The organism is Nocardia brasiliensis (assembly GCF_042691675.1).
In the GTDB taxonomy this organism is placed as follows: Bacteria; Actinomycetota; Actinomycetes; order Mycobacteriales; family Mycobacteriaceae; genus Nocardia; species Nocardia brasiliensis_D.
Window position 1 is genome coordinate 7,567,712 of the sequence record NZ_CP170507.1, and the last position, 16,696, is coordinate 7,584,407.

Here is a 16,696-nt window from a genome sequence, read left to right on the forward strand (position 1 = left end):
GACAGCTTCTTACGCCCTCGCCGACCCAGCCGACCGGATTCATGGGTTCCAATGTTGTTCGAGCCCATTTCCATCCTTGCGACCGGTTGTAACGAATCCCCGGTGTTGTGCCAACAGTGTGGCTGAGATCGTAAGGCCCACTGCCATTCCTGGAGCAAGGAGCCGTTCTATGCGTAGTTTCGCTCGTGTTGTAGTCCTGGCGTTCGCAGTAACTGTCTCCACCGCTGTGATCTATGCGGGTTCAGCAGTCGCTGACGATACCGACAGGTTCCTCGAATGTTCCGAAAAGGAGGACTACACAGGGTTCAAGGACTGTATGAGCAAGTTCGGCGCGGAACGAAAAAACAAAGCCAGCAAAGCTGCACAGCAAAGAATTCGGGAACTGGAAATGCCCTGTCTTCACGAGTTGCGAGGGCTGGGTGAGGAGAGGTCCGGTATTCCGAAGGAGGAACTCAAGAAGGGAGAGGGTGACGCGTGCAGGGAATTGAAGAGCCTGGATTCTAAAGCTTTCGAGGAAGTCCAGCAATTCGTTAAAGAGAACCCGGGCTCCTAACCTCGCCAGGGCCTGCGGGCAACGCCTCGGCCGGGCCTGCGCGATCGGCTGAGCACCGCGCTCGCCGTGATGGACAGCCCCGAACACCGCCTACAGCCCCTCCTCGATGCCGCTTACCGGCTCCTCGGCCGCGTCGAGGAGGGGCATGACGGTCGTGGTGCGCATCACCCCATCACAGGTCGCATTCACCATCGTCCGAGCTTGCTAAGCGATCGAGGGATGAAGGCTGCCGCCCTTCCTCACTTCGAATACGCCGTTTCCGATAGGGATCGAATCCCGCACCACCACATCCCGCAACGATTCTGGCCACTCGGTCTGCACGGACCAACGAACCCCGCCGAGCTGATCCAGTCGGAGGTCCATCCGGCTCAGGTCATCTCCAGCGAAATCGTTGATGGCATTGCAGGCGTCGATCATCCGCTCAGAGAGCCGAAGCGAGCGCAGCATCACTTCATGAAGCTCCGTCGCGGTGTCGTAGGAGTCGCGCCGCTGGAGAAATTCCTTGTGCAGCCGACGGCCCTGACCGCGCAGGTTCAGGGCGATTCGACGCATGCCCGCAAGGGTGCTGAGTACCCGCTCGATGGTGGCCATCATTCGCGGTGAGTCCGCACCCGTATACGCCTCGAGTTCAAGGGCGACGTAGATCGCCTCACTGTGCTGGGAGAAGTCGTGGACTCTCTGGAGCATGCCGTGCCACCACTCGTATTCCAGTTCGACGAACAGGGCTGCTCGCACAAGGGGATCGGCGTCCATATGGCGCAGAGTTCTGTGCTGAAACAGCTCTGCGATCTCACCGGCATCTGTGAGGCCACCATCGAGGAAGTTCTCCCGCAGAGTCCACCGTACGTCCGGCGCCAGGGCCTTCCAGCCGCTGAAGACCCGGGTGACGATTGCTGCCGCCTTGATGAACCGATCGGCTCCCGGCCCCTCGGCCCAGCCGGATGGGGGGAGTTGCCTGACTGGTGCGGGAACGATCGCGGCCAGACCCGCGTCGACGTCGAGCGCTTCGGCCACCTCGGTGAGGTAGTTGTCGTGGTGGACAGGGATCAGGATTTCGCACAGACCCGCCTCAATATCGAGTGCGTCGGCGATCTCGGCAACAGCGGTGTGGTGCTGTTCGTCTAGCCAGCGATCGACAGCGGCGTTCCGCTCGTCAGTGAGGTCGTTCATTGTTCCTCGCTCGAATCATCCAGGTAGATCGCGACTGTTCGGCGGGCCTTCTTCAGATTGGAACGAGCTGCCTCCGGAGTGATCTGGAGGATTTCCGCGATCTCACTCGGCTCGTACCCCTCGAGAGTCCACGCCATCACTTGGCGTTGCCGCGGAGGCAAAGTAGGAACGATCCGGGCGAGATCGTGACGACGCTCCGCTGCATCGAATTCCGAATCGCTGCGAAGCAGGGCTGTCCGCTCGGGGACCTCGGCGACGGAATCCTCTTCGAGTCTGCTCATCCGGCGGGCGTACTCGCGCCCCGCCACGGTGTACGACCAGGTCCTCGGATGCTCGATAGCCGACCAGGAACGCCAAGCCTTCTCCAGAGTGTCCTGGGCGATTTCAACCGCGTCCGGCCGGCAGGCCCCGTGTCCTTCCAGGAAAGCCACCAGCCGCGGCACGATCTGCCGGTAGAACGCACTGAAGGCGGCCACCTCTCGAGCGAGGAACGCCGAAGCTTTGATGCCACGGGGAACCGGTTTGAGTTCACCGGCCGGATTGTCACGGTCGTCGGTCATCAACTCGCCCCGCTTCTGAGCCAAGGATCAGGCGGGTCCGCCGACCGTCACCGTGCACGTCGTCGACGTGACTGCCCTCGGGCAGTGCGCGGACGAGAGCGATCAGATATCCCCGATGTACCCGCTGCTGTTCTGCCCGCCACCGTAGGCGTAGCCATAGCCCACCGACGGCCAGCACATGGATTCCTAGCGATATCACCAGCACAGCGGTGGTCGGGTTCATGTCTTCTTCCTCGCTCGGTTCGCGTTCACCTATATAGAGGCTCAAAGCCGGGCGAGCGTGAACTTCGCGACGAAATGCGCCGGGCGCCCCGCGTGCTATGCCCCGTTACGAAATGCCCTGTGGAGAACGAAACCTGTTCCGAGCTGGGCTGATTCACGTGTGGTAGGTAGCGATGGGGGTGTGATATGGTCATCCTCGGTGGACCAAGTGTGTCCCCGTTCAGGCCCTGGCATCCGCCGGGGCCTTTTGTCGTTTCAGCCCACTCGTAGCCTCCGGCAGCTGTGCTGCCGGAGGCTTTTTCGTGCCAGGAGGACGTACGTGCGTACCACGCTCATCACCGCGATGGATGCGGTGATGGTGGCTGTTCACCAGCCCATCCCCGCTGCCTGCCTCGTCGTGGTTATCGTGGCGGTCATCGCTTTGATGCGGGCGCGGCCGGAAGATATCCCGCAGATCTTCGCGTCGTTCACCACCGCCTTCGGGCTACGGCGTCGGCCGCCGCAACCCCACGAGCGCCCCGAGGGGATAAGCGGGGCGCGCGAGGCCACCCGAGATCGAGGGTCGCGAGAGGGAACCGACCGTGACGACGACGAAAGCGAGGAGGCGAGGTGAGGCATCGCCGGTACCGCGATCCCGTGCAGGAGAAGGTCACCGATGACCTCGCCAGCCGCAAGCTGTTCTTGGATCTGCTTTGGATGATCTCCAGTGGTGCGGAAGAGGACGAGCGCAACGTGATGCTGGAAGTTCTGCAGGGCAAAAGCTTCCGCCAGATCGCCAATCCCCTGTGGTCCGAGCAAGAAATCAGCGAAACCTTCCACGCCGCCCTCACTCACTGCCGCGAACGCGGCTACACCCGACAGATCGATGCCTACGTACACGACCAAGGCTTCAGCAAGCTCCTCAAGCTGCTCCACTATCTTCTCCAGGGCGGCACCCCGCGCGCCATGCCGCTGACCTCGTGCCCGCGGCATGGCTGGACAGTAATAACAGGCATGCCGCAATGCCCGGAATGCCCGTGCCGAATCCCCTACACCGGACCCGCCGGGCGCCGGCGGTCCTACTGCAGCAACGCATGCAAACAACGGGCCTACCGACATCGCCGCGCCAGAACCGCAGCCGAGCCTTAATGAGCTCCACCGCGAGGCCGCGAAAATCCGCTGCCGGAGCAACCGCACGGCACGCGCCGTCGGCCCCTCGATGTCGCTGACCGATCCCGGTCCTGGGCTTGCGCCGAACCACTTACCGGCGTCGGCAGGATCGTGTGGAGGTCGGGGACCCTGCGGTCGGGGATCGGTATGGCGACGAAATCCAGCCCGGTGCCGCGGGCGACGGCGGGTTCGTCGGCGAGGCCGGTGTCGTGGAGTTCGTTTGCGGTGAGTGCGCAGACCAGGACGTCGACGCCGAATGCCCGCAATGCGGTCATCTCATCCGGTAGCCAGTCGTGGCCGCGCGGCTTGGCCATGATGCTGACCCGGCCCGGGCCGGAACTGCTCGCGGTGTAGAGGGTGGGTTGCATGGTTATTGCTTCCGGTCGGATTGTTCGGTGGAGTGTTCGATGAACAGTGGCAAGGCTCTGCCGGGCCGGGCGCCGAGTTCGCGTGGTGTCGGCCCGGCCGGAGTCGCAGTGTCGGCCAGGCGTTGCAGCAGTTGATCGAGGGCAGCTTGGCCGTCCTCGACGGCGGCGCGTTCGTCGTCGGTGAGACGATGGTGACCAGCATCTGTTGCAGGTTCGATTTCGCTTGCAGCAGTTGAGATTTGCTGGATTCCTTCGGTGCGTAGAAGTCGCAGCGGGCGCATGCCATCCGATGCGGGCACTGCTCGAAGAAGCTGTATGTGCAGTAGCCATGCCCGAGCTCGTAGTACCGCCAGGGGTCACCGGCCGCGGCCATGCCGGAGCTGACAGCGTCACGATCGACGAGGACTTCGATGGTGCGGACGCTGCGGGCGAAGTAGCCTGGCGTCGGTGTAGGCCCCGGGTGAGGGTGTTCGGGCTGATCTTGGCGTAGAACTGGGTCGATTGGGGCCGCGATGCCCCAGCCATGCCTGCAGCTCGAACAGTGTCGTCGGCTCCTTGGCATTGTAGAGCTGGCTGGCGATGGTGGATCGGGCGCGGTGGCTGGTGTTGGCGCCACGGACTGTCGGCGGTCGGGACACCGGCCTTGCGGCAGAGCATCGGGATGACAGTGTTGTTGATGTAGGCCGTGGAGATCCTGCGAGCCCGCACCGCGAACAGGATGTCGATGTTCTCGCCGGTGCGGCGGTCCAGCAGCGGGGGCTGGACGGGGCGGATCGCCTGCCAGACGGCGATGACCCGGCCCAGGATCGACGAGAAGTGACACTAGCTATGAACGTTCAGCGCAGCGTGTCGAACTCGCACCTCGATTCCGGTGTTAACCGGTGCACCAGAGTCTGCCCGGGACCATCGCGGACCGCCAGTCAGTAGTTGGAGGCTCCCATGACGCAATCGACCGCTCAGCCCACCCCCGAGAGGACCAGCGCGCTTCACAACCCGCCGAAACCGAGCATCCCAAGGCTCCCGTGGGCAACGAACTCGACGACCTGGACTGAACGCTTTCGGATAATCCCTCGGTCGAGAACAGAAGAAGGATCCGCAACAATAAATGACGACAAATTGCGCCCTGGATGCACATCATGACCATGGAGCAAACGAATTCTATCTACCCAGAAGCAAATAAATTCGAGGCATTCGTCCCGCCAAACGAAGACCCGGTCCACATTCGCGTCCACCACCTTCCCGAGATGAGCTCCGAAATTCCCGTTTGGAGCTATATCCAACAGCATCAATATGGCAGCCAACGGAGCTATTATGGACATGTCACAGATATACATGGCACGGAAGCTCTGCGACTGCGCAACGAACTGGCCGACATAACCCGCGACCTTCTTGATTGGGCCGCGCAACAACAGTCCGATGATCAATTAATCAAGGATGGTAAAGCCGCATGACCGAGGATGGGATGTCCATCAACCCGCCAACGCCAGCACGCCGAACCATATCGCCCTCCTCGGCCACGCCAGCATCAGGTCCATCCGGGTTGTCGGACTACGCCGTCTCGCCACTGGGGATGCCGATAGCACTGCTGCGGGACGAGGTCCGGGTAGCCTTCCTTGGACGCACGTCTACCGAAGATCAGCAGGATCCACGGCAGTCGTTGTTGCGGCAACTCAGCAACTCCAAGGCTTCAATTCCTGAATCATGGGTAATCGTGGCCCACTTCTATGATGTTGAGTCCGGGCGGATGGAATTAGACGCCCGTGGCCGGGGCGCAGACTACGAACGGTTCGATATTCCGATCGCCCGTGATGGCGGCATTACCGACCTTCTCGACGAGGCACGCAATCCTGGCCGACGATTTGACGTGGTGATCTGCGAATCCGTTGCGCGCGCCGCCGGGTGCACGTTCGAGGGCCTGTCCATAGAGCGGGAATTGGAAAGTGTCGAAGTACCACTCTTTGCAGCAAACGAGCCAATCACCATCAGCGGGAGTCGTGCACAACGGATCTTGCAACGGCGGATCAACCAGTCCGTAGCGGAGTACGAAGTCCTGAATATTCTCGAACAATCATGGGGTGGACTCTGTACACATGTGCGGGAGGGTTGGAATATCGGCAATGGAGCACGCGGCGAGACCGTTACACAGATCGCGCTCTGGCGTTACCACGAGGGACTGGGCTACGAAACGATTGCCGAACGCTTGAATGCCGATCTGACCAAGCATCCACCGCCCGAGCCTCCGGGCAAGCAACGGGCACGCGGTGCGTGGGGTAAGACCAGTGTGTACGAGATTCTCACAAACCCGAAGTACACCGGCTATCAGGTGTTCAACCGACGTGCATCACGCTCGCGACGCGGCAAGGTTAATGACCCGATGAAGTGGGTGTGGTCCACCGAGTCTGCTCACGAGCCGCTAATTCCTAAATGGATGTACGACGAGCTTGTCGCTCGACGCAAGGCACGACGCGGTTCGCGCGACGGCCACGAGAAGAACACCCACCCCGAAACGAAGCGAACCTACATGTTCCGGGGCATGCTTCTGCACGGGTGCAACAGACGGATGTTCGGCACTTCCCGCCACGGCGATACCTACTACCTCTGCTGGCCAACCGGCAACAACAGAGGACGTCCCGACAAGTACGCAGGCCACCCCAAAACGGTCTACATCCGCGAGGATGCCGTGCTAGACGCCGTTTCCAGATTCTTCACAGAACGCGTCTTCGGCGAGCATCGCCGCGACCTTCTAGCGGCCGACCTGGCTGGGGTTGACGACCATGCAACACGACAACGACACATCGATCAGGAACGGCTTCAGCGGACCATCGCGGACGTAACGCGACGGCAGAATGCCGTCTTGCGGCAAGCCCAGGATGGCGATCCAGATGACCCATTCACGAAGGCACTGCGCGGCACCTACAACAACCTGGAGACGGAAAAATCTAACGCCCTAGCCACCATCGCCCAACTCAACGCCGCCGACAACACCGAGCCTGGCCGACCCGCCCCGACCGATATTGCTCTGCTGGACGCGTTGCCGTACCTGACACTCAACCTCGCCGAAGCCCCAGAGCCGCTGCTGCGCAGATTATTCGAAGTCACACAACTCAACATCCACCTGCAAGACGATGGCCGCCGCGTCACCATCACCATCAAACTGCCCGCTGACGAGCTACCCCAGGTCGCGCACGCCGCAGCGTCGATCAGCAGCTCCGCGATCGCTACCCAGGAACCGCCTCGTCAGACCACAGGCAGCGGTACTTGTGTCGATGCTGTACGTGCCCCCAGTCGGACTCGAACCGACACTCGATGGATTTTAAGTCCACTGCCTCTGCCAATTGGGCTATGGGGGCGTCCGGGACAGCGTACCGAGTCGTACGGGTGTACCGGAATTCCGAGTGTTGAACCTGGGCAACGTGTCGGGGCCGTCCTGGAAAAAGTCGGGCACTTGACCAAAGAGCGGCGAGGGGATACGACGAACAGGGCGGTATGTTATCGCCTGGGGGGCAGTGGGATTCGGCTGAGATCGGTGGCGATGTGCAGGTCGCCGGTGAAGTATTCGCTCGCTTCGGCGAGGTGGTCGGCCAGGTCGCGGTAGCGCTGGGAGAAGTGTGTGAGGACGAGGGTGCGGACACCCGCGTCGGCGGCTACGCGCGCGGCTTGACCCGCGGTGAGGTGGCCGTGTTCGGCGGCCAAGTGCGCGTCGGCGTCGAGGAAGGTCGCCTCGATGACGAGCATGTCGGCGGCCGCGGCGAGTTCGTGCACGCCGTCGCAGAGCCGGGTATCCATCACGAAGGCGAAGCTCTGGCCGGGGCGCGGTTCGCTGACCTCTTCGAGAGTTACCGTGCGACCGGATATTTCGAGGCGACCCCGCTGGTGGAGTTGGCCGATGACCGGCCCACTCAGCCCGCGGGCACGCAACCGGTTTGGCAGCATGCGCCGCCCGGGCGGCTCGGTCAGCCGATAACCGAAGGTGTCGACGGGGTGGGAAAGCCGAACCGCGGCAACCTCGAACGGCGCACCGGGGAAGTCCACCGCGCCCGCTCGATCGATCGGCCTGGGCCGCAGCTCGGCCCGATGGTAGTAGGAGGTGGCGTTGACCAGCCGGTCGTAATACTCCGCGCCCGAGGCCGGAAAACACACGTCGACCGCGTGCGGCACCTGATCGAGATTGATCCGTTGGACCACACCGGCGAGCCCGAGACTGTGATCCCCATGGAAATGGGTGATCGCGATCCGCGTGATATCGGTGGCCGAGACCCCGGCGAACATCATCTGCCGCTGCGTCCCCTCCCCCGGATCGAACAGCACCCCTTCGTCATCCCACCGCAGTAGATACCCATTGTGGTTGCGCTGCCTGGTAGGCACCTGACTGGCAGTCCCGAGGACTACGAGCTCCCGCTGCGACACCACCGCCACGCTACCCCCACACCCCACCCGCCCGAACGCACGAAATGCGCCCCCGAGGCAACCTCGCCGCGGGAGCGCATTCAGCGAAGTGGCGCACCGGCTTCTCGCGCTACTCCAGGGGTGTGGTGCGCAGCAGCGAGTGGCGCCGACTGTAGGCGAAATAGATGACGAAGCCCATGGCCATCCAGACCAGGAAGCGGAGCCAGGTCTCCACCGACAGATTCAGCATCAGCCAGAGGCAGGAGAGGACCGCGAGGATCGGGATGAGCGGAACCAGCGGGACGCGGAAGCCGCGCGGCAGGTCGGGACGGGTGCGGCGCAGGATCAGCACGCCGATCGAGACCAGCACGAACGCGAACAGCGTGCCGATGTTGACCATTTCCTCGAGCGTGCCGAAGTCGACGAAGCCGGCCAGCAGCGCGCAGACGACGCCGACGATGGCGGTGATCCGGACCGGTGTGCCGTGCTTGCCGGTGTGCGCGAGCTTGCGCGGCATCAGCCCGTCGCGCGACATCGCGAACAGCACTCGAGTCTGACCGAGGAACATCACCATGACCACCGTGGTGAGTCCGGCGAGCGCGCCGATCGAGATGATGTTCTTCACCCAGGTGTCCCCGTGGATCGCGAAAGCCGTTGCGAGCGTGGCATTCCCACCGGACAGATCGGTGTAGGGCACCATGCCGGTGAGGACGAGCGACACCGCGACGTACAGGATGGTGACGATGAGCAGCGAGCCGAGGATGCCGCGCGGCACCGCCTTCTGCGGGTTCTTGGTCTCCTCGGCGGTGGTCGCGACCACATCGAAGCCGATGAACGCGAAGAACACCAGGCTGGCCGCGGCGAGCAGGCCGTACCAGCCGAAGCTGCTGTGCCCGGCGCCGGTCAGGAAGGAGAACAGCGACTGGCGTAGCCCGTCGCCCTCTTCGCCCGGCTGCGACGGCGGAATGTAGGGCGTCAGGTTCTCCGACTTGAAGTAGGTGACACCGACGATCAGCACGAGCGCGATCACGGCCAGCTTGATGGCCACCGCCACCGCCGACACCCGCGAGGACACCTTGGTCCCGGTCGCGAGCAGCACGCCGAGGATCGCGATGAGCAGCACCGCACCCCAGTCGAAGGACACCGAGCCGATGTGCACGACCGGCGTCGACCCCATCACCTCACCGAGGTACTGCGACCAGCCCTTGGCCACGACCGAGGTGGCGAGCGCGAATTCGAGGATCAGGTCCCAGCCGATGATCCAGGCGACGAGTTCACCGAAGGTGGCGTAGGAGAACGTATACGCGCTACCCGCGACCGGAACCGTCGACGCGAACTCCGCGTAACAGAGCGCGGTCAGTCCGCAGGCGATCGCGGCGAAGACGAACGCCAGCGAGACCGACGGTCCGGCGACATCGCCCGCGGTCCGCGCGGTGAGCGTGAAGATGCCCGCGCCGATCACCACCGCGACGCCGAAGACCGTGAGGTCCCATGCGGTCAGGTCCTTGCGGAGTTTCGAATCCGGCTCGTCGGTGTCCCGGATCGACTGTTCGACGGATTTGGTGCGGAACAATCCGCCCCATCGAGCAGCCACCTGTTCCGTCGCGTCGTCCGGCTTGCGGATCGCCACACCTTCTCCTCACCTCTGGGTCATGCTGTCGAACTGTCTATGCCCGGCAGGCAGGCTAATGCACGCCCGCCATGTGCCTGCTGATCCGCGGCGCGATGGCGGCCACGATCAGTCCGGCGCAGACCGCGACGGCGCCGGTGATACCGAAGTAGGCGATTTCGTGGTCTCGGTCATAGAACCGAGCCAAAGTACCCGACATGGACGTGCCGATGCCAACCGAGAAAAAATACAGCGCCATCATCTGTGCCCGGAAAGCTTCCGGTGCGAGCTGGGTGGTGACCGCAAGTCCGATGGGTGAGAGCAGCAGCTCCGAGACTGCGAATCCGGCCATGACGGCGACGACGAGCAGTGCCGGAACCGTCTGACCGCTGAATGCGGACAGCGGCACGAACAGCAGGAACGCCAGGCCCATGCCGACCACGCCGAGCGCGAATTTGCGCGGCGTGCTGGGGGCGCGCGAGCCGAGCTTGGTCCACATGATGGCGAACAGCGGCGACAGCGCGATGATCCAGACCGGCTCGACCGAACCGATCCAGTTCGACGGCGCGGTCCAGCCGAAGACGCTCCAGTTCATCCGTTCGTCGGAGTAGACCGCGAGCACCGTGAAGATCTGCTGGAACAGCGACCAGAACACGGCGTTGGCGATGAACAGCGGGATGAACGCGCGCACCCGGCTGCGTTCGATCGGCAGCACCTTGGCGCTGGTGAGCATGACGACGAAGTAGACGACGGACGCGACGGCGATGACGCCGGTGGTCACCTCGGGCAGATTATCGAGCGTCACCAGGCCGGTCGTCCAGACCGCCGCGACCACGACCGCGGCACCGACGAGCAGCCCGATCAGCGGACCGATCGCGCTGCGCGGCAACGGGTTCGGCACCTCCCGGCCGTGGGTGCCGAGGTTGTGCCGGAAGACCACGTACTGGGCGAGGCCGAGCGCCATGCCGATCGCCGCCGCGCCGAAGCCGTAGTGGAAGCCGACGTGGTTCTGCAGCAGTCCGGTGATCAGCGGACCGCTGAACGCGCCGAGGTTGATACCGAGATAGAACAGCGTGAACCCGCCGTCGGCGCGCGCGTCACCCTTCGGATACAGCGTGCCGAGCAGCGAGGAGGCGTTGGCCTTGAGCGCGCCGCTGCCGAGCGCGACCAGCACCAGACCGACGCCGACACCGGCCAGGCCGGGCAGCACGGCGAGCGCGATGTGCCCCGCCACGACCACGACGCCGCCGTAGAACACCGTCCGCTCCATGCCGAGCAACCGGTCCGCGATCCAGCCGCCGAGCACCGTGGACAGATAGACCAGCCCGCCGTACGCGCCGACGATGCCGACACCGGTGCTCTGCGACAGGCCGAGCCCGCCTTCGGTCGTCGAGTAGTACAGGTAGTAGCCGAGGATGGTGACCATCCCGTAGTAGGAGAACCGTTCCCAGAGCTCCACTCCGAACAGGTTGGTCAGGCCGATCGGGTGGCCGAAGAGAGTCCGTCCCGCGACCGATTGCTCAGCCGTTGTTGCTTCCGACATCCTCAGACCATCCCATGTTTCGCTCGATTCTTCGGCATCAACACCGAAATCTCGAACATCCTCGCAGCATGCACCGGATTGCGCGACATGCAAGACTGCGAATCAGCACCGAATCCGCAGAATCGCCGCCCAACGGAGCATCGGTCCTGCCACCAGGCGAGGCGTTTCCTCCGGCGACGGCTGGGCATCCGAGAGACACCGGGTCGCGGTGGCGAACACTCAGCCACCACAGCGGGCCCACCCTGACGATGGAAAGTGACGCACGAATGGAACCTGTGGAGATCACGGTGACCGCCTCGGTGGAGGACACGTTCGCGGTGTTGGCCGACGGCTGGTTGTACGCGCTCTGGGTGGTCGGCGCCTCGCACATTCGCGATGTCGATGCCGGGTGGCCCGCGGTCGGGACCCGCATCCACCACAGTGTCGGCCCGTGGCCGCTGACCCTGTCCGACACCACCAAGGTGCACGACGTGGACCCGCCGCGGATGCTGGAGTTGGAGGCGCGCCTGTGGCCGGTCGGGTCCGCGTGGATCCGGTTGGAGCTGGCCGAGATCACGCCGGACAGCACCCGCGTCAGCATGTACGAACGCGCGATCAGCGGGCCGGCGACCCTCGTGCCCGACGGGGTCCAGGAATTGTTGCTGGTGCCGCGCAACAAGGAATCACTGTCCAGACTGGCGGATCTGGTCGTCGGCCGGGCACGCAAGACCGAGGAGGAGACCCCGCGCCCATGAGTCGCGACGACATCGCCCCGATCCCGCTACCGCAACCACGCGGCGAACTCTCCGCCGCCGTGCTGGAGCTGCTGCGCACCGAGCCGGGGCGCGGCGGCACGCTACCCGAGGTCGGCGACACCGATCCGTACGGCGACGACCTGCAGCTCGCACTGCACACCTGCTACGAATTGCATTACCACGGAATGGACTCGGTAGACCCGGAGTGGGAGTGGGACCCGGATCTGTTGCGGCTGCGGGCGGCGATGGAGCAACCGTTCCTGGCCGCGCTGCGTCGCGACGTGCCCGGTGGCGCCGACATCGAGGACGAACTCGCGCAGCTGCTGATCGAGCCCGCGGAACCGACGGGAGTCAGTCAGTACCTGCGCGAGAACGGCGAATGGTGGCAGCTGTGTGAGTATTTCGCGCAGCGTTCCATCTACCACCACAAAGAGGCCGACCCGTACGCGTGGGCCATCCCGCGGCTGCGCGGTCAGGCGAAGGCGTCGCTGGTCGCGGTCGAGTTCGACGAATTCGGCGGTGGCCGTGGGGAACGCGTGCACGCGCAGTTGTACGCCGACTTACTCGCCGGTGCCGGGCTGGATCCGGGATATCTGCACTACCTCGATGCCGTCCCGGCCCCGATGCTGGCCATCGTGAACATGATGTCGCTGTTCGGTTTGCACCGTGTCCGGCGGGGTGCGCTGGTCGGGCATTTCGCGACGGTCGAGATCACCTCGCCGCCCGGTGCGCGGCGCATGGTGGAGGCGCTGGAACGCTTCGATGCCGACCCGGCCTGCCTGCTGTTCTACACCGAACACGTGGAGGCCGACGCCGTGCACGAGCAGGTGATGCGCCGCGATGTAATCGGCAACCTGCTCGCGCGGGAACCGGAGCTCACCGAATCGGTCGTCTTCGGTATCCAGGTGACGGATCTGCTGGAAGACCGCTTCGCGCAACATGTTCTGGACAGCTGGCAGGCCGGACGGAGCTCGTTGCGCGGGGAAATCGCTGTCGCCGTGTGAGTTCGGCTGCCGCCGTCCGAGTTCGGGGCTCCGCGCGAGTCGCGGCAGCCGACCGAACTGTCGCGGTCAGTCGCTGCGAGCTTTCCGGCGATGGCTGGTATCGCAGAGCGGAAAAGTCTTGCTGCGCTTGCAGCGACACATAGCGACCTGGAATCGATCCGACCGCACCACCGTGCCGTCCTCCGACACCAGTTCCACCGGTCCCTCGATCAGCGCGGGACCACCGGGTACCAGGATGACCCGGCGGTAGTCGGCGGCCGGACGGCCGGTGTCCGGTTGCTCAGCGTTCGATGCGGTCGGCACGGATCACCACCAGTTCCTCGAAGCGTTGTCCCGGCTCGATATGCCCTGCGGCTTCGAGCCATTCGGCCCGGCTACGCAGCACCGGGCCGAACGGGACGGTCTGGCGCGCGACAATTGAGGCCTTCAATCCGTTGTCCCGCAAGTGGTTCAGGGTCAGCTCCTCGTCCGACAGGGTGGAGTGCACGATCAGCGCGACGCCGCGTTTGGCCAGCAATTCGGGCAGCATCCCGCACAGCTGGTCGAGCAGCACCCGGCCATCGCAGCCCGCGTCCCACGCACGTTTGCGGCCGCGCGTGGCGTCGGGGTTCGCACACGGTACATACGGTGGATTCGCAAGGACCACGTCGAACGTGCGGCCGCGCACCGCCTGGGTGAAATCGCCGTGGATCAGTTCGATCGGCACGCCCGCGGCGCGGCTGTTCAGCCAGGCCGTCGCGATCGCGCGGCGGGAGACGTCGACGGCGGTGACCGAGGAGGCCCCCATCCGGGCGGCCCCGATCGCGAGCGCGCCGGTACCGGTACACGGGTCGAGTACCCGCGGCTGCCGGGGCAGCGCGGCACCGGCAGCGGCCCTGGCCAGCAGCCAGGTGTCGGTTTGCGGGCGGTATACGCCGGGGCATCGTATGAGTCGCATCGGAGATCGAATACCTCGCCGCACCGACTCGAAACAGGCACGCGTTAACCTCACACCGCGACCACCAGCAGCAATGCCGGAAGTGCGGGAAAGGTCAACAGACGGCGGCGCACGAAGCCGAGGTCCCATGATCGAGCACCTGGTTTGCCGCCGTTAGCTCAGGCTGAACCGAACGGTCTCTCGCGCTGCTGAACTCCGCTAGACGTTGCTGATGTCCGCAGGCGATGGTTAAGCAGGCGATGTTGAAGCCCGCTAGGCAATGGACAGAGCGATGCCGTCCAGAATGTCGTGCTCGGAAACGACGAGCTCGGCGATGCCCGCGCGGCGGGACAGCTCTTCGGCGAGGACCTCGGCGATGACGGCGCCGCCACCGATGACGTCGACTCGGCCGGGATGCATGGGGCCGAGGGCGGCGCGCTCGTCGTGCGTCATGCCGACCAGGCGATCGCACACGTCACGCAACTGATCCAGGGTGAGCCGGGTGAGGTGGACCTTCGCCGAGTCGTATTCGGGTAGGTCGAGGGCGACGGCGGCCAGGGTGGTCATGGTGCCCGCGACGCCGACCCAGGTGTGTGCGCCTTCGACCGGGACCCGGGCGAAGGCCTCGGATAGTCGTTCTGCCGCGAATTCCTTTGCCGCGCCGACCTGTTCGGCAGTCGGCGGATCACCGGGCAGGCAGCGCTCGGTGATCCGGACGCAGCCCACATCGGCCGAGTAGGCGGCCTGCACACCGTCGCTGTCGCCGAAAACCAGCTCGGTCGAGCCGCCGCCGAGGTCGACCACGACGAAAGGTCCTGCCTCGCTGGACAGTTCGCCGATGGCACCGGCGAAGGACAGCCGCGCCTCCTCGTCACCGGTGATCACCTCGGCCTCCGCGCCCGGCACCACGGTGCCGAGTTCGGCACGCGCCATGGCGAAGAAGTCTTCCCGGTTGGTCGCGTCGCGGGTGGCGGAAGTGGCCGTCATCCGTACCCGGCCGACACCCGTCTCCCGCATCAGCGCGGCGTAGTCGGCCAACGCGACCCTGGTGCGTTCGATCGCTTCCGGCGCAAGCGAACCGGTCGCGTCCACCCCTTGACCGAGGCGCACGATCCGCATCTCGCGATGCACGTCGGCGAGTCGGCCGTCGCCGAGCACGTCGGCGATCAATAGTCGAATGGAGTTGGTACCGCAATCGACGGCAGCTACCCGATCACTCATGCCTGTGCTCCGTTTCTCCGACGCCGATGTCTTCGCGAACGTCGACCCGCTCGTATTTCGGCCAGTCGGCCGGAATCGCGGTGCCGCGCAAGCCGTTATCGGCGGCCAATGCGACCGCCTCGTCACCGAACGGGTTCACCCCCGGCCCCTTGGCCAGCGCGTGCGCGATCAGCACATGCAGGCACTTGACCCGCTCCGGCATCCCGCCGCCGGTGAAATCGGTACCGAGCGACTCGATTTCATTGCGCTCGGCCAGATAGCTTTCGTGCGCGGCGCGGTAGGCGGCGGCCAATTCCGGGTCGCTGCCGAGCCGTTCGGTCATCTCGCGCATCACGCCCGCGGATTCCTGCCTGCTCGCTTCGGCGGTGAGCCGCGGGTCGGTCAGGTAGTACAGGGTGGGGAACGGGGTGCCATCGGGCAGTCGGGGCGCGGTTTTCACGACGGCCGGGATCCCGTCCGGGGTGCGATAGGCGACGGCCAGCACGCCGCGTGGTTCGCGGCCGAGTTGCTTGGCGATGATCGCGAGATCCTGGTCGTTCGGTGCGGTCACCTGGGTCCTTCCGGTCCTGGCGGCGGTGCGGCCGGCGGCGGGCCAGGTGCTGGTGTCTGGTCGGCCGCGGGGTCTGGTTGGGGTTCGGAGATGCTGCGCCACAGCTCGGTGTACCAGGGGTCGGGCTCCCTGGACTTGGTCGCGGCGGTCGGTGCGGCGGGCGCCTCGATGCCGGGCACCTGCACGATGTAGGGGGTCTCGCCGGGCAGCACCAGCCGCAGCCGGTCCCGCGCCTCGGACCGGATGTAGGCCGGATCCTGTTGCTGCGCACGGCGATCCCGCAGCCGCGCGAGATCGGACTCCAGTTCCTTCCGCTGCTGCGCCAACTGCGCCGCCTCGGCCCGCTGGGTGAAGTACGTGCGCATCGGCACGGCCAGGGTGAGCGCCAGCGCGCACACCACGATGGCGAGGACCACCGCCTTGCCGGTGGACAGGCCGAGGATGGTGCGCTCGTGCTTGTCCGCGCCGTGTTCGGCGCGCAACCCGACCTTCTGCGGCCCGGCCTTCTTGTCGTCCGACCGCCTGCGCGCGGTGCGCTTTACCGCGGCAGGCCGGGCCGCGGTCTCGGTGTCGGATCCGGCCTTGGGCCGCGATCTGGCGGAACGCGACGTGCGGCGGTCCCCACGCCCGGCTGGACTGGTCCCACGCGCACGTCGCTCCGTCATAGCGAACCCCTGTATCTAATCTGCGGTGCTCCCGGGGCCCTGCGTG

19 protein-coding genes, 1 tRNA gene and 1 pseudogene are annotated in these 16,696 nt (G+C 65.1%); 7 read left to right on the forward strand and 14 right to left on the reverse strand.

The features are described 5' to 3' along the window. The first annotated feature begins 169 nt into the window (after nt 1-169). Nucleotides 170-553: a hypothetical protein gene (locus ACFK0J_RS34890; RefSeq protein ID WP_378733963.1), complete on the forward strand. Its 384-nt coding sequence runs from the start codon at nt 170-172 to the stop codon at nt 551-553. A 204-nt stretch (nt 554-757) separates the two neighbouring features. Here the strand turns inward: ACFK0J_RS34890 and ACFK0J_RS34895 are convergent, their stop codons facing one another. The 3 genes from ACFK0J_RS34895 to ACFK0J_RS34905 are packed head-to-tail and all read right to left on the reverse strand — an operon-like array spanning nt 758 to nt 2,506. Then, entirely contained in the window at nt 758-1,723 is a 966-nt protein-coding gene (locus ACFK0J_RS34895) for a hypothetical protein (protein WP_378733964.1), read from the reverse strand. After that, complete coding sequence (locus ACFK0J_RS34900) at nt 1,720-2,283, reverse strand: RNA polymerase sigma factor (protein ID WP_378733965.1); 564 nt, start codon at nt 2,281-2,283, stop codon at nt 1,720-1,722. The genes ACFK0J_RS34895 and ACFK0J_RS34900 overlap by 4 nt, the downstream gene beginning before the upstream one ends. Further along, nucleotides 2,267-2,506 carry a hypothetical protein gene (locus tag ACFK0J_RS34905; RefSeq protein WP_378733966.1) on the reverse strand — a complete coding sequence of 80 codons (240 nt, stop codon included), beginning with the start codon at nt 2,504-2,506 and terminating at the stop codon, nt 2,267-2,269. The genes ACFK0J_RS34900 and ACFK0J_RS34905 overlap by 17 nt, the downstream gene beginning before the upstream one ends. A 318-nt stretch (nt 2,507-2,824) precedes the next feature. On the opposite strand from ACFK0J_RS34905, the gene ACFK0J_RS34910 reads away from it, so the two are divergent. Beyond that, nucleotides 2,825-3,118 (forward strand): hypothetical protein, encoded by a 294-nt coding sequence (locus tag ACFK0J_RS34910; RefSeq protein ID WP_378733967.1) that lies wholly within the window; start codon nt 2,825-2,827, stop codon nt 3,116-3,118. Nucleotides 3,119-3,141: 23 nt separating this feature from the next. Continuing rightward, entirely contained in the window at nt 3,142-3,633 is a 492-nt protein-coding gene (locus tag ACFK0J_RS34915; protein WP_378733968.1) for a hypothetical protein, read from the forward strand. Here the strand turns inward: ACFK0J_RS34915 and ACFK0J_RS34920 are convergent. Together ACFK0J_RS34920 and ACFK0J_RS34925 are read right to left on the reverse strand one after the other, a co-directional pair. After that, nucleotides 3,630-4,022, reverse strand: a complete 393-nt coding sequence (locus ACFK0J_RS34920; protein WP_378733969.1) for a hypothetical protein — start codon at nt 4,020-4,022, stop codon at nt 3,630-3,632. The genes ACFK0J_RS34915 and ACFK0J_RS34920 overlap by 4 nt on opposite strands. A 2-nt stretch (nt 4,023-4,024) precedes the next feature. Beyond that, entirely contained in the window at nt 4,025-4,321 is a 297-nt protein-coding gene (locus ACFK0J_RS34925) for a hypothetical protein (protein ID WP_378733970.1), read from the reverse strand. A gap of 837 nt (nt 4,322-5,158) precedes the next feature. Between ACFK0J_RS34925 and ACFK0J_RS34930 the strand changes: the two genes are divergently transcribed. Together ACFK0J_RS34930 and ACFK0J_RS34935 are read left to right on the forward strand one after the other, a co-directional pair. Continuing rightward, nucleotides 5,159-5,473 carry a hypothetical protein gene (locus ACFK0J_RS34930; protein ID WP_378733971.1) on the forward strand — a complete coding sequence of 105 codons (315 nt, stop codon included), beginning with the start codon at nt 5,159-5,161 and terminating at the stop codon, nt 5,471-5,473. A 293-nt stretch (nt 5,474-5,766) separates the two neighbouring features. Next, nucleotides 5,767-6,471 (forward strand): annotated as a pseudogene (locus ACFK0J_RS34935) (recombinase family protein); the annotation flags it as partial. Nucleotides 6,472-7,298: 827 nt separating this feature from the next. Here the strand turns inward: ACFK0J_RS34935 and ACFK0J_RS34940 are convergent. The 4 genes from ACFK0J_RS34940 to ACFK0J_RS34955 form a co-directional block, all read right to left on the reverse strand. After that, a tRNA-Leu gene (locus ACFK0J_RS34940) sits at nt 7,299-7,372 on the reverse strand. 139 nt (nt 7,373-7,511) lie between these two features. Next, nucleotides 7,512-8,429, reverse strand: a complete 918-nt coding sequence (locus tag ACFK0J_RS34945; protein ID WP_378733972.1) for a ribonuclease Z — start codon at nt 8,427-8,429, stop codon at nt 7,512-7,514. Nucleotides 8,430-8,538: 109 nt separating this feature from the next. After that, entirely contained in the window at nt 8,539-10,038 is a 1,500-nt protein-coding gene (locus tag ACFK0J_RS34950) for an amino acid permease (RefSeq protein WP_378733973.1), read from the reverse strand. A 55-nt stretch (nt 10,039-10,093) separates the two neighbouring features. After that, entirely contained in the window at nt 10,094-11,560 is a 1,467-nt protein-coding gene (locus ACFK0J_RS34955; RefSeq protein WP_378733974.1) for a peptide MFS transporter, read from the reverse strand. A 266-nt stretch (nt 11,561-11,826) separates the two neighbouring features. Here ACFK0J_RS34955 and ACFK0J_RS34960 point away from each other — a divergent pair, with 266 nt between their 5' ends. Both ACFK0J_RS34960 and ACFK0J_RS34965 read left to right on the forward strand, forming a co-directional pair. Next, on the forward strand, nt 11,827-12,294 hold the full coding sequence (locus tag ACFK0J_RS34960) for an SRPBCC family protein (protein WP_218471613.1): 468 nt from the start codon (nt 11,827-11,829) through the stop codon (nt 12,292-12,294). Beyond that, nucleotides 12,291-13,298 carry an iron-containing redox enzyme family protein gene (locus tag ACFK0J_RS34965; protein WP_378733975.1) on the forward strand — a complete coding sequence of 336 codons (1,008 nt, stop codon included), beginning with the start codon at nt 12,291-12,293 and terminating at the stop codon, nt 13,296-13,298. Before ACFK0J_RS34960 ends, ACFK0J_RS34965 begins: the two co-directional genes overlap by 4 nt. A 66-nt stretch (nt 13,299-13,364) precedes the next feature. Here ACFK0J_RS34965 and ACFK0J_RS34970 read toward each other — a convergent pair whose 3' ends face one another. The 5 genes from ACFK0J_RS34970 to ACFK0J_RS34990 all read right to left on the reverse strand — a co-directional run bounded on the left by ACFK0J_RS34970 (nt 13,365) and on the right by ACFK0J_RS34990 (nt 16,650). Continuing rightward, nucleotides 13,365-13,535, reverse strand: coding sequence for a CDGSH iron-sulfur domain-containing protein (locus ACFK0J_RS34970; protein WP_378743250.1), 171 nt, complete (start codon nt 13,533-13,535; stop codon nt 13,365-13,367). A gap of 43 nt (nt 13,536-13,578) precedes the next feature. Continuing rightward, the gene (locus ACFK0J_RS34975; protein WP_378733976.1) at nt 13,579-14,235 is read right to left on the reverse strand and encodes a HemK2/MTQ2 family protein methyltransferase; all 657 of its coding nucleotides are present in this window, start codon (nt 14,233-14,235) and stop codon (nt 13,579-13,581) included. A gap of 252 nt (nt 14,236-14,487) precedes the next feature. Beyond that, on the reverse strand, nt 14,488-15,435 hold the full coding sequence (locus ACFK0J_RS34980) for an exopolyphosphatase (RefSeq protein ID WP_378733977.1): 948 nt from the start codon (nt 15,433-15,435) through the stop codon (nt 14,488-14,490). Next, entirely contained in the window at nt 15,428-15,985 is a 558-nt protein-coding gene (locus tag ACFK0J_RS34985) for a DUF501 domain-containing protein (protein ID WP_378733978.1), read from the reverse strand. The genes ACFK0J_RS34980 and ACFK0J_RS34985 overlap by 8 nt, the downstream gene beginning before the upstream one ends. After that, on the reverse strand, nt 15,982-16,650 hold the full coding sequence (locus ACFK0J_RS34990; protein ID WP_378733979.1) for a septum formation initiator family protein: 669 nt from the start codon (nt 16,648-16,650) through the stop codon (nt 15,982-15,984). The genes ACFK0J_RS34985 and ACFK0J_RS34990 overlap by 4 nt, the downstream gene beginning before the upstream one ends. Nucleotides 16,651-16,696 lie beyond the last annotated feature (46 nt).

Excerpts from the sequence above, each read along its gene's own strand:
- ACFK0J_RS34975 (WP_378733976.1), bottom strand. The coding sequence starts at position 14,235 with ATGCGACTCATACGATGCCCCGGCGTATACCGCCCGCAAACCGACACC.
- ACFK0J_RS34960 (WP_218471613.1), top strand. The coding sequence starts at position 11,827 with ATGGAACCTGTGGAGATCACGGTGACCGCCTCGGTGGAGGACACGTTC.
- ACFK0J_RS34920 (WP_378733969.1), bottom strand. The coding sequence starts at position 4,022 with ATGCAACCCACCCTCTACACCGCGAGCAGTTCCGGCCCGGGCCGGGTC.
- ACFK0J_RS34965 (WP_378733975.1), top strand. The coding sequence starts at position 12,291 with ATGAGTCGCGACGACATCGCCCCGATCCCGCTACCGCAACCACGCGGC.
- ACFK0J_RS34890 (WP_378733963.1), top strand. The coding sequence starts at position 170 with ATGCGTAGTTTCGCTCGTGTTGTAGTCCTGGCGTTCGCAGTAACTGTC.
- ACFK0J_RS34930 (WP_378733971.1), top strand. The coding sequence starts at position 5,159 with ATGACCATGGAGCAAACGAATTCTATCTACCCAGAAGCAAATAAATTC.
- ACFK0J_RS34955 (WP_378733974.1), bottom strand. The coding sequence starts at position 11,560 with ATGTCGGAAGCAACAACGGCTGAGCAATCGGTCGCGGGACGGACTCTC.
- ACFK0J_RS34895 (WP_378733964.1), bottom strand. The coding sequence starts at position 1,723 with ATGAACGACCTCACTGACGAGCGGAACGCCGCTGTCGATCGCTGGCTA.
- ACFK0J_RS34905 (WP_378733966.1), bottom strand. The coding sequence starts at position 2,506 with ATGAACCCGACCACCGCTGTGCTGGTGATATCGCTAGGAATCCATGTG.
- ACFK0J_RS34990 (WP_378733979.1), bottom strand. The coding sequence starts at position 16,650 with ATGACGGAGCGACGTGCGCGTGGGACCAGTCCAGCCGGGCGTGGGGAC.
- ACFK0J_RS34980 (WP_378733977.1), bottom strand. The coding sequence starts at position 15,435 with ATGAGTGATCGGGTAGCTGCCGTCGATTGCGGTACCAACTCCATTCGA.
- ACFK0J_RS34900 (WP_378733965.1), bottom strand. The coding sequence starts at position 2,283 with ATGACCGACGACCGTGACAATCCGGCCGGTGAACTCAAACCGGTTCCC.